We start from the raw sequence: 11449 nt of genomic DNA on the forward strand, positions 1-11449 counted from the left end.
CGCACGGATGGACCAGCTCCTGGACGTCGGCCACCGCTGCAGCAGTGCCCTGCGAATCTGTTCGACCGCGGCTACGGGGCACAGGTGTCCGTCGTACGTCGCCTGCCGCAGTTCCTCGAAGGTGACCTTCGTTCCTCGCAGCAGAGCGGCGCGGCACAGGGGGCCGGTCGGGCGGCGACCGCCTGGAGGCATTTCCGGCGGCCGCGGACGCACCGCACTCCGCCCGTCTCGACAATCGCGTGCCCGATCTCGAAGGAACCGCGGCCGAGCCCGGGCACGGCACTCCTCGCAGCGAGGCCGCTACCGATGCCGGTGCCCACCCCGAGGTGGAGCAGGTCGCAGCAGCCCGATGCCTATGCCTCGGCGAGCGCGCCGAGGTCGTCGTCATCCGCCCAAGCGACGGCCGCTGCGGGGAACATCGCACGCAGCAATGCCTCCAGGGCGCCCGCGGTCCGCTCCGGCCGGCTGAGCCACGCGGCGATCCGGCCCGCTTGTCCGACCGTCGCGGGCATCGCGACAGCACCGCCGCGAAGGGTGTTACGAGTTTCGGCCCCACCTCGTCCACCTGGCGGGCGAGTCGGACGAGATCCAGGGCCGCACTGCGCCCCAGTGCCCAGGCGAAAGCGGTCCCGTCGACGCACCCGCTGTCGGTCTCTCCCCGGAAGACCACCTTGGCGCCCCCGATGTCGACGCCCAGACAGTGAGCCTTCGCCGGACGGTCCAGTGATTCGGTGAGCTGTCGCACACACGCACGGTCCGCCGCCGATTTGCCGCTCGCCGCCGCCTCAGTGGCCGGGCACCGACGGACACAGGGCGAGGAGGTCCGCCGGACGCCGGAGCACCACGTCGGGTCCTGCGGCAAGCAGTTCCTCCTCTTCGGGTGAGGCCCACAGCGCGGCAGCCGCGGCCACGCCGGCCCCTTGGGCACTGGCCAGGTCGGTCGGCGCGTCGCCGACCATGATGGCCTGTTCGGCGGGCACGTCCAGCAGGCTCAGCGCCTGCAGCACCATGTCCGGCGCGGGCTTGGGCCGGGCGACCTCGTCGGAGCCGATCACATGCGCGAAGAACGGGAGCAGGCCCAACCCGTCGAGCAGTGCGCGTGCCCTCGGCCCGCTCTTGCCGGTGGCAATCGCAAGCCGCAGGCCACGCACCCGCAGTGTCAGCAGCAGTTCGACCACTCCGTCGAAGACCGTCACCTGGTTCGCGAGACGGTAGCTCTCACGGACGAACGGCTCCTCCATCTCCAGCGGCAGGCCCATGATCCGCATGATGTCCGGGAAATAGCGGCCCAGATGGCGCCGGTATTCCTCGAAGGGCGCGGGGCCGTCGCCGACGACTTCGGCATAGGCGACGGCGAATGCCTCGCTCATCACCGCGAAGCTGTCGACGATGACCCCGTCCAGGTCGAAGATGACGGCGAGCCTGGCCGGTGCGGGCGTGGCGGTCGCGGTGCCTGGTTGTCGGACCAACGGGGTCGTCATGGGGCTTCTCCACAGGTCAATGGCTCGGTTGGGCCGACGCCCGCCGCCGGGACGCCGGATCTACTGGAACGCGCGGACCGCGTGCTGGCCGCGCACCGAACGGGCCGACGCGTAGAAGCTTTCGATGATGCGCACGATCGCGCGGGCGTCGGCGATGGCTTTGCCCCGGTTGTCCGGCGCCGCCAGCATTCCGGCGAGGCCGTCCAACTGCCGCCGGTACTCGCAGCCGATCGGCTCGGTCGGCACCGCGAGCCGGGTGTTCGTGCCCTCGCGGGTCAGCGTCAGTATGGGTTCGGGCTGCCGGTTGGGGCTGAAGCCGAATGTGCACCTCAACTCGGCGGTGCCGGAACTGCCCTCCACCCGGATGAGGGAGAGGTCCCGTGCCTCGTGCGATGCCCAACTGGCTTGCAGTGAAACGGAGATCCCGTCGTCACGGACCAGGAAGCCGCGTGCGGTGTCCTCCACGTCGGCGCCAGCGCCGCTGGGCTGGTCCTGCCGCCAAGCCGCACGCCAGGCAGAGTCGTTGACGAAGTCGTCCGACGTCACTCCGATCACCTGGGGGAAGCGGACCTGGCCCAGCAGGAACGCGAGGGCGTCGAGCAGGTGCCACCCGAGGTCGACCAGCACCCCGCCGCCGGCCTTGTCGCGCTGGGTGTACCAGCCGCCGGCCTGCGGTACGCCACGCGCCCGGACCCAGGCCAGGTCGACGTGTCGGATGTCGCCCAGGTCCGGCATGATCTGCGCCAGCGCCCGGACGTCACCGCGGTGCCGGGCCGCGCTGCCCGCCATCAGCATCCCCCCACCGCTTTCGGCTGCTGCCAGGGTGTCGACCTGGTCCGAAGTCAGGCACACGGGTTTCTCAAGGAACACCGAGATCCCATTGGCGAGCAGGGTGGCGGCGACGACGGTGTGCAGGTGGTTGGGCACGGCTACGACGGCGAGGTCGACCGCCTGGGCGGTGAGCGCGTCCACCGTAGAGTGCACGGGGACGTCCGTCCCCTCGCCGAACGCCGCACGCGCAGCCGGGTCCGAGTCGACGAAGGCGACCACCTCGAAGTCGGCGTGTTCCCGTAGGAGGGGAAGCCACAGCTCACGTCCCGCCCACCCGAGCCCGACCACGGCCGCCCTGACGCTCATACGCTGTCCACGGTCTCGGCGATGATCTCGGCTGTGGCGTGTATCTGCTGCTCGTCGGCGAGCAGGACTCGGTGGTGCAGCCAGACGCAGTCCTGGCTGATGGCGTCCGTGTTCGGGCAGCGCTCCGCAATCGCCTCACGGTCCTCGTCGGGTGCGCCGATCTCCCAGAAGGCTTCGGTACGGTAGATCGCACGGAATGCCGCAAATGCGGGCAGACCGGCGGCAACGAGTCTGTCGACCAGGGCGTTGCGGTTGTCTTCCCCGATACCGGGGATGCGGAACATCGCCATGTAGTGCGGGTTGCGGTCTGCGCGCACGTCACCGCCCTGGGGAACGACACCGTCGATCGCCCCGAGCAACCGGGACAGCAGGGCCGAGCGTTCTTCCCGCACCGCTATCTGCTCGTCCAGGCGGCGCAGTTGTGCCCGCAACACCGACGCCGAGAACTCGTTGAGCCGCATGTTGGATCCGGCGATCCGGTGGAAGTACCGGCGGTCGGTGCGCGGGCGGCCGCAGCTGTGCCGCAGGAACGCCGTCTCGTACATCTCCGCCTCCGGGAACAGCACGGCGCCACCCTCGCCAGCGGTCATCAGCTTGCCGTTCTGGAAGCTGAACGCCGCAACCGAGCCCAGTTCACCGACACGCTTTCCTTGCCAACGCGCGCCGTGCGCGTGCGCGGCATCCTGGAGGATCGCGACGCCCGTGTCGGCGGAGATCTTCGCCAGCGCGTCCATGTCGGCCATGAGTCCGGCCATGTGCACAGGCATGATCACCTTGGTTCGGGATGTGACGGCGGCGGCGGTCGAGGCCGGGTCGATGCAGTAGGTGTCCGGGGCGACGTCCACCGGTACCGCGACCGCGCCAAGTCGCTGGGCCGCCTGGGACGAGGAGATGAAGGTGAAGGCCGGCACGATGACCTCGGTGCCCGGTCCGACACCCATGGACTGGAGGGCGAGTTCCAGCGCATGCGTGCCGTTGGTAACCGCCAGCGCGTGCGCGGCGCCATGATGATCAGCGAATTCACGTTCGAACGAATCCACCTCGTCGCCGCCCATGCGCCACCACTGGCCCTGGTCCAGTGCACGGATCAGGCCGACCCGCTCAGCATCGTCGTACTGAGGCCACTGGGGAAACTCCGGTGCCGGTCGTGCGTTCATGTCTCTCCGAATCTCCCGGTGGATCTCATGTGAGGAACAGATCGAGTGGGACGGCGTGCCGCGGAGGACGGTGCAGCATGACACGCGTTCAAATCAAAGGCCCTGACAGACAGAAGGCTTGTTCAAGGGCTGCCGCGTGCACATATCGAGGAGCTCCGCACACCGATCAATCGTGCCGACGCCGGCCAGGTGAAGCCCCGGCCTCCCATACTCGACCCATTCGCATCCGTGGCTATCGCACCGAGCCCGTTGCACGGAGGAAGTCTCCGTGGAATGTTCGTCCGACGGCGAACTCGATGACCGGGTCCGATACATCATGGACGGATCTCCGCTCACCTGCCGCCCTGAGCCTCTTGCCTCCGGTCCGAATCGGCTTCAGCCAGAGTATGCCGCCGCGCCGTGCGCCACATCCCTCAGTTCGGTAGTCGCCGACCCTGCACCCCGGACCACAAAAGGCGGTTCGAGCCCGGCTGCCCGTCGGCCAGGTGCATTCCACGACAACCGCGGCCAAGTGACACCCCTGCACGAAGACGTCGTGACAGTCGGCGCGAACCCCAGCGGGCTCCCCCCGCGCGGTGCGCCGTGGGGCGTGCGCACCGAAGCGGACTGGTTCGTCGCGGGGTCGACGACGGACCCTCCTCGGGGAACCCGTGGTGCGGCCACCGCTCGGGCGGTCGGTCATGCGACCTTCGTCGCACACAGGATGCCGTGTGCGATAAGGCTACCCGGCATTGTGGTGAGATCCTGGGCAACCATCTTGGTGACCGTGAACCCGCATTCTTCCACCCAGTTCCGGTAGGTCGACAGCTTCTGCGGGCCACCCTGGCCCATGGTGCCGGCGAGGAAGTAGGCGGGGAAAATGTCGACACCGGCGCTACTGGGCTCCTTGACGTCCTCGGGGTACACCGGCACCAGGATGTTGACCTGTCCACCGATGTCCAGCGCCGCGTTGACACCGCTGAGTATCTTGACCACATCTTTCTTGTCGAACATGTCCAAGAAGTGCTTGATCAGGACAACGTCGAAGCCCTTGGGAACGCTTTCGAAGACATCGCCACCGAGGAACGAGCAATTTTCCTCCACACCGTGGGATCGAAAGTTCTCCAGGCATTCGTCCTTCTTCTCCGGCAGATCGAAAGTCGTCACGCGAAGCCCGGGGGACGCCTTCAGCTGATAGGCCAGAATGGCACCGAGACCGGTGTTCCCTGCGAGATCGAGCACCTGGGAGCCGGGCGGAACGTGGATGTTCCTGAAGAACCAGGGATCCAACTGGGTGGTGACGCCGTCCATCATCGTTGCCCAGGAGTCGCGAAGGTCCTTGTGCTCGGCCACGGCCTCGTACAGGTTTCCCTCGAACCCGTAGAGTTCCTTGAGACCGACGAGGGTGCCGGTCCGAACGCTGTCGGTGAGATAGAACATCTGCCTGAGCATGACAACCTTGATCATGTTCAGGACGGTGAGCACTTGCTGGAGATGGGCCGGGGCGACGCCCGCGAACGCGTCAAGGGAGTAGCGGCCGGAATCCTCGTCGTAGGAAACGAACCCCTCCTTGACCGGCAGATGGAGGAGTTGTTCCACGGCGTCCGGCGCGGCACCGACGGCTTCGCCGAGCTGGGCCGCGGTCATGCGCGGGTTCTTCCGGAGCGCATCGATTATGCCGAGTTCGAAACAGGACAGCAGGATCATGAACCTCGATGGCCCCACCATGTATTCACGAAGTCGCATGAAGGTGTCTACTGCGGTCATTGCGCGCATCCCTTCGGATCGGAAGTCAAGGCATCGAGCAGGACCCGCCCGATCCCCGCGACCTCCGGCCGCGCCGCACGACGGTACGGCTCCACAACCGCGGGACCCGGTGCCGCGCACCCACCGTCGACCGGACCGACCCGCGGGGGCAGCCGAGTTGCAGCGGGGCCGTGCGGACCTTGGCGATCCGAGACAGCGGTGTCCAGGGGATCTGTTCGCGTTCCACCGCTGGTGGGCAGGCGTGGGAATCGGGTCAACGGCGTGCGGCGCCTCCTCCGCCTCCTGGTGCGCCGGCGGCGCGCCGAGGCCGTGATGCGCCCCTGCCCGAACCCGGGGTAGTCCTGTTTCTCTCCGGCACGCACAAAATCCGGCGCGTCGCCCATGCTGACCGCCGATGGCCAGAATATGCCGCCGTGACCTGCCCTCCACATCCCTTGATCTGGTAGTCGGGATTCATCAGGGCGGGAGACTGGACCTGGGCGACGGGAGCGCCCAGTACGACGGGCAGGCGCGTGGTGCCGCTCATGGGGATTGCGGGAGGCGTGCTGGTGATCGCGGCCTTTCCTGGAGGTACGCCCACGCCCGCTGGCCACACACCCACTCGGCTACGGAGAAGGCGAGTCACACCAAGCCGCCTCATGTCATAGCCGCATCGGCCATCGAGACCGGGACCGCGGCACCACCGACGACCGCATCCAGACGTTCCCGGGGCATCTGGTCAAGGACGCGTGTGACCAGGTCCGGTGGCACATCGCTCACCAGCTCCGCACCCGCGCGCCCGTCCAGGACGAAGGCGAGTCCGTTGATCGCCTTCTTGTCCCGCCGCATCTGGCGGACGAGGACCTCCGGTTCGACGTCTGCGGTCAGGGCGACGGGCAGGCCGTAGTGCTGAATGACCGCCAGGTGTTCGTCCACCCTGGCCCGGTCGATGCGGCCCAGCGCACCCGCAAGCCTGCCCGCGAAGACCGTGCCGATGGCCACCGCCTCGCCGTGGCGCAGAGCGAAGTCGGTCGCTGTCTCCAGCGCGTGCCCCAACGTATGACCGTAGTTGAGCAACTGCCGCTTCCCGGCGTCCCGCTCGTCCACCTCCACGATGCTCGCCTTGAGAGCCACGCTCGCGGTGATCTGTTCTGCCAGCGACAGGCCGCGCAGGTCCACCGATCCGATGAAGTGGCAACGGGCGATCTCCCCGAGGCCGTTGAGCATCTCCCGCCGCGGCAAGGTAGACAAGTAGTCCGTGTCGCACAGCACCGCGCTGAGCTGCCAGTACGCGCCCACCAGGTTCTTGCCCGCCGGCAGGTTGACCGCCGTCTTCCCCCCTGACGCTGGCATCGACCTGGGCCAGCAGCGACGTCGGCAGGTGGACCACCGCCACACCCCGGTGGTACAGCGCGGCCGCCAGCCCGACCACATCCGTGGTCGTGCCGCCACCGCAGGAGACGACGACGTCCGACCTGGTGAGCCCGAACCGGACGAACTCACTGCACAATGCCTGCACCGTGGAAAGGGTCTTGTCCTGCTCGCCGTCCCGGGCCGACAGCAGCAGGGTCTCCACACCTGTCTCGGGCACCCATTCCGCCGGACGGGCCGACACGACGACAGCCTTCCTGGCACCCAGCCGTTGAACCACCCCGGCGAGCGACGTACGCACCCCCGGGCCGATGACCACATCGTAGGAACGATCTCCGAGGCGCACCGGAACTGTACGTTTCACGCCGCCTTCGGCCTCGCACCCGTCAGGCCGACCGAGACGGCCACTCCTCGTCCGATCACGATCACGTCAGACGTGTCTTTTGCCACCTTCTTCCTTCTGGTCTCGGCTCGTTAATGATCAGCTCGGGACGCATTGCACCACGTGGTGACGGAGTTCGGATTCAGTTCGACGTGCCGGACAGAATGCGGGAGATCAGCATCCGGTGTTCCCCGTCGTCCGTGATCGTGCGTACCTCCTCACGGCCGTCACGGACCGTCAGGTACCGTCGCCCCTTCATGACGACCTGACCGTTCTCGAAGGTCCGGCCGAACAGGATTTCCTTACCGTCGTCCTGCCCAGCGTCCGCCAGGATCTTCCGGACGCGGTCCTCCAACTCCTTCCAGTCACTCCACTGTCGGGATTTCATCGTGAAGGAGTAGACGACACTCCACCGGCTGACCAATCCCCGGCGTTGCAGGGTGATCTCGGATTCACGGTGTATCAGCCGGTACTGGCACCCGTACTGGGTCTGTACCGTGTCGGAGATCAGTAACGGCTTCACATAGGAAGGGCCCGGGTAGCCGACGTCGACAAGCCATTCGTCACCGTCCAGGGCGACACGGCTGAACATGTGCTCGACCTCGACTCCGATGTTCTCCCGGCCTTCCACAGTGACGCCTGCCATCAGCGTGACGTCGTAGCCCAGTTCACGGAGGAGACGGAAGAACAGACGGTTCAACTGGAAGCATGAACCGCCCCGGCCGTTGACGACGGTCGTCTCGAATATGACGTTCTCGTCGGGGTCGACGAAGTGCACTCCGTCGCTGAGGTCCTCGCCGGCACCGTTGTACGGAATCGCCATGAGGTGGTTCTTGTGCAGCCTCCGCAGCGTCGCGATGTCCACGCCGGTCTCTCCTCCGCAGCCGATTCGCCGGAGATACTCGCCCACGTCGAACACGTCATCACTCTCTTTCAGAAAGAAATCGCTGGTGGATTGGCAGCTCGTTCGCCACACATCAGCTCTCGCAGGTGCGCGGCGAGCATTCCTGGCGTCGGAAAGGCGAAGACGAGCTTGGAAGAGAGCTTCTTTTCGGTGATGTTGCGGAGCCGGTTACGCAACTCGATGGCGGTGAGGGAGTCGAAGCCGATCTCGAAGAGCCCCTGGTCCGTTTCGATGTGGTGCGTCGAGCTGTAGCCCAGAACAGCGGCCACCTGAGCCCGCACCATGTCGAGCAGGACGGTCGCCTGCTCGGCAGCGGACAGTCCGGCCAGACGGTCGGCCAGTCGCCGCTCATGACTGGCGCCCCCCGCGTGCGCCAATTGCCGACCCGGCCGGACCAGGCCACGCAGCACATGCGGCACTTCACCACCGGCCGACGCACCGGCACGCAACCCCTGCAAATCCAGCTTGACCGGCACCAACAGCGCCTGCCCAGACCCTGCAGCGGCATCGAACAATTCCATACCCTCCACCGCCGAGATCGCCAGCACACCACCACGGCTCATACGCGCCTGGTCAACCTCACCCAGGTGAGCGGTCAGGCCGGTGGTCTGCTCCCACAGACCCCATGCCAGCGACACACCCGGTAGCCCTGCCGCCCGACGGCTGGCCATCAACCCGTCGAGAAAGGCGTTCGCCGCCGCGTAATTGCCCTGACCAGCCCCCCCGAACACACCCGCGACGGACGAAAACACCACGAACGCGTCGAGATCCATACCGCGGGTCAGCTCGTCGAGGTGCCGCACCGCGTCTACTTTCGGCGCGAATACGCCTGCCAGCCGATTCGGGGTCAACGCCCCGATCACCCCGTCGTCCAACGCGCCCGCCGTATGTACGACTCCCGTCAGAGGATGCTGCTCCGGCACCGACGCCAGCAGAGCCGCCACCTGAGCACGATCGGACACGTCGCAGGCGACGACCGAAACCTCCGCTCCCTGGTCCGTCAGCTCGGCGACCACATCCTCCACACCCTCGGCAGCCGCACCCCGACGACTGGCCAACACCACATGCCGCACACCATGACGAGCGACCAAATGCTTCGCCACCAGACCACCCAACGACCCACCGCCCGAGATCAGAACCGTCCCGTCCGCGCCGAAGGGCTTCGGAACGCTCAGCACGACCTTGCCGACGTGCCGGGCCTGGCTCATGTACCGGAACGCCTCCGGTGCGCAGCGCACGTCCCACGTCGTACGCGGCAGCGCAGTGAGCACGCCCGCGTCGAACAGAGCCACCAGTTCGGTGAGCATCTGCTGGATTCGGTCAGGACCGGCCTCGGTCAGGTCGAATGCCTGGTAGTCGACTCCGGAGTGTGCCCTGGCGACGGCGTTGGCATTCCGGAGGTCGGTCTTGCCCATTTCCATGAATCGGCCGCCACGGGGCAGCAACCGCAACGAGGCATCCACCAGTTCCCCGGCCAGGGAGTTCAGCACGACATCCACGCCTGCACCGGAAGTCGCGGTGAGGAAACGCTGCTCGAACTCCGCCGTACGCGACGACGCGATACGCTCCTCCACGAAGCCCGACTCCCGCAGCACCGCCCACTTGCTCTCGCTGGCCGTACCAAACACCCTGGCGCCCAGATGCCGGGCCAGCTGGGTCGCAGCCATGCCCACACCTCCGGCGGCAGCATGGACGAGCACCGACTCCCCGGCCCGCAGGCCGGCCAGATCACACAGACCGTAATAGGCGGTCAAGAACGCCACCGGGACCGAGGCGGCCTGTTGGAAGGACCATCCCGCCGGCATCCGGACCAGATACCGGTGATCGGTAACGGTGACCGACCCGAACCTGTCACCGGTCAGTCCCATCACCCGGTCACCGACAGCCAGGCCGGTCACGCCCTCGCCGACCTCCAGCACCACACCCGCGCCCTCACCGCCTACCTCCGCCTCTTCCTCGAACATGCCCAGAGTGAGCAGTACGTCTCGGAAGTTGATCCCCAACGCCCGCAGCTCGACACGGACCTGACCGGCAGCCAGCGGCGCGGCGGCCTCCGGATCGGGCAATAGCGCCAAGCTGTCCGGTGTGCCGCCGCCCGTAGCAACCAACCGCCACTCCGGCGTCTGCGCGGGCATCCGCAGAACCCCCTCGGAGGCAGGGGTGAGCCGAGGGGCCAGTAGTGCCGTGCCACGCACCGCGATCTGCGGCTCGCCGCTGGCCAGCACCGAACCCAGCACCGCCTCCGCACCGCCGTCGGCGGCGGGATCGAGGTCCAGCAGGATGATCCGGCCCGGGTTCTCGGCCTGAGCGGCACGAACCAGCCCCCACACCGCGGCGCCGGCGAGGTCGGCCACCGTACCGTTCCCGCCGGCGGGAACCGCGCCCCGGGTCACGACCGCCAGCCGTGACTCCTCCAGCCCCGCTCCAGCAAGCCAGCACTGCAGGACCTCCAACACCCTTGAGGTCAGTGCCAGTACCGCGTCTTCGCCGTCGCCGCTGCTCATCGCTTCCATGATCGCGACCGCCGGGGACTGCGCACCGGACAGCACATCGTCCGCCAATGTCGCCACATGTTCCGCGGTGGCCACCGCCACCCATGACGGCGCGGGCTCCGCCCCCTGAGCCGAGGGCAACTCGGTCCACCCCACCCCGAACAGCGAATTGGCGATCGCCATGTCCGCTGCCATGTCCAAGTGCCCGGTCGACACCGCACGCGACATGAGCGAGTCCATCGTGACCACCAGGCCGCCGGCCTCGTCCCCCGCCTCCAACGTCAAGCTGTCACGTTCAAGCTGCGCGACACGCACCCGCAGTGCCGAGGCACCGGCCGCGTGCAGTTGCAGCCCGTTCCAAGCGAACGGCAGCCACAAGTCCCGCCCGGGCGGTGCACCCTCCATGCCGGCATCAGCCGGCGTCGCCGCCGCGGCTCCGATCATCCCGGCTTGCAGGGCTGCGTCCAGCAGGGCGGGATGAATACCGAACCTGCCGGCGTCCTGACGCTGCTCCTCGGGCAACACAACCTCGGCAAACACCTCCTCACCACGCCGCCACACCGCACGCACACCCTGAAACGCGGGCCCATACCCATACCCGGCCCGCTCAAGCAACCCGTAACCCCCATCAATACCCACCGACTCCGCACCAGGCGGCGGCCAAGCCGTGAAATCGAACCCGGCCCCGGTCCCGGTCCCACCCGGCGCCGCCGACAGCACACCAGAGGCATGCCGCGTCCACACATCTCCCCCGTCCTCACGCTGCGAATACACCCCCACCGCCCGTGAACCGTCCTCAC

Annotated in this window: 9 protein-coding genes and 1 pseudogene; all 10 read right to left on the minus strand. The window is 67.5% G+C overall.

Annotated features, from left to right (window positions below):
* Positions 1-71: 71 nt before the first annotated feature.
* Complete coding sequence (locus tag ACFY2B_RS43090; RefSeq protein ID WP_390768549.1) at positions 72-335, minus strand: hypothetical protein; 264 nt, start codon at positions 333-335, stop codon at positions 72-74.
* Positions 336-353: 18 nt separating this feature from the next.
* A complete protein-coding gene (locus ACFY2B_RS43095; protein ID WP_390768540.1) occupies positions 354-512 on the minus strand; it encodes a hypothetical protein in 159 nt (52 codons plus the stop codon).
* 273 nt (positions 513-785) lie between these two features.
* The gene (locus ACFY2B_RS43100) at positions 786-1481 is read right to left on the minus strand and encodes an HAD-IA family hydrolase (RefSeq protein ID WP_390768541.1); all 696 of its coding nucleotides are present in this window, start codon (positions 1479-1481) and stop codon (positions 786-788) included.
* A gap of 60 nt (positions 1482-1541) precedes the next feature.
* Complete coding sequence (locus ACFY2B_RS43105; RefSeq protein WP_390768542.1) at positions 1542-2618, minus strand: Gfo/Idh/MocA family protein; 1077 nt, start codon at positions 2616-2618, stop codon at positions 1542-1544.
* Positions 2615-3775 (minus strand): 3-amino-5-hydroxybenzoate synthase, encoded by a 1161-nt coding sequence (gene rifK / locus ACFY2B_RS43110; protein WP_390768543.1) that lies wholly within the window; start codon positions 3773-3775, stop codon positions 2615-2617. Before rifK ends, ACFY2B_RS43105 begins: the two co-directional genes overlap by 4 nt.
* Positions 3776-4453: 678 nt before the next feature.
* Complete coding sequence (locus ACFY2B_RS43115) at positions 4454-5521, minus strand: methyltransferase (protein WP_390768544.1); 1068 nt, start codon at positions 5519-5521, stop codon at positions 4454-4456.
* A gap of 636 nt (positions 5522-6157) precedes the next feature.
* Positions 6158-6853: a 3-dehydroquinate synthase family protein gene (locus ACFY2B_RS43120; protein WP_390768545.1), complete on the minus strand. Its 696-nt coding sequence runs from the start codon at positions 6851-6853 to the stop codon at positions 6158-6160.
* Positions 6854-6893: 40 nt separating this feature from the next.
* Positions 6894-7235, minus strand: a pseudogene (locus ACFY2B_RS43125) (3-dehydroquinate synthase); the annotation flags it as partial.
* Positions 7236-7395: 160 nt separating this feature from the next.
* Positions 7396-8229: an arylamine N-acetyltransferase gene (locus tag ACFY2B_RS43130; RefSeq protein ID WP_390768546.1), complete on the minus strand. Its 834-nt coding sequence runs from the start codon at positions 8227-8229 to the stop codon at positions 7396-7398.
* Positions 8187-11429, minus strand: coding sequence for an SDR family NAD(P)-dependent oxidoreductase (locus ACFY2B_RS43135; RefSeq protein ID WP_390768547.1), 3243 nt, complete (start codon positions 11427-11429; stop codon positions 8187-8189). The genes ACFY2B_RS43130 and ACFY2B_RS43135 overlap by 43 nt, the downstream gene beginning before the upstream one ends.
* Between the last annotated feature and the right edge of the window lie 20 nt (positions 11430-11449).

The sequence above is a fragment of the Streptomyces sp. NPDC001270 genome, from assembly GCF_042896695.1.
Lineage (GTDB): Bacteria > Actinomycetota > Actinomycetes > Streptomycetales > Streptomycetaceae > Streptomyces.

What these genes read in the sequence shown, in the direction of transcription:
- ACFY2B_RS43095 (WP_390768540.1), bottom strand. Translation starts at nt 512, where the DNA reads ATGCCCGCGACGGTCGGACAAGCGGGCCGGATCGCCGCGTGGCTCAGC.
- ACFY2B_RS43105 (WP_390768542.1), bottom strand. Translation starts at nt 2,618, where the DNA reads ATGAGCGTCAGGGCGGCCGTGGTCGGGCTCGGGTGGGCGGGACGTGAG.
- ACFY2B_RS43120 (WP_390768545.1), bottom strand. Translation starts at nt 6,853, where the DNA reads ATGCCAGCGTCAGGGGGGAAGACGGCGGTCAACCTGCCGGCGGGCAAG.
- ACFY2B_RS43115 (WP_390768544.1), bottom strand. Translation starts at nt 5,521, where the DNA reads ATGACCGCAGTAGACACCTTCATGCGACTTCGTGAATACATGGTGGGG.
- rifK (WP_390768543.1), bottom strand. Translation starts at nt 3,775, where the DNA reads ATGAACGCACGACCGGCACCGGAGTTTCCCCAGTGGCCTCAGTACGAC.
- ACFY2B_RS43100 (WP_390768541.1), bottom strand. Translation starts at nt 1,481, where the DNA reads ATGACGACCCCGTTGGTCCGACAACCAGGCACCGCGACCGCCACGCCC.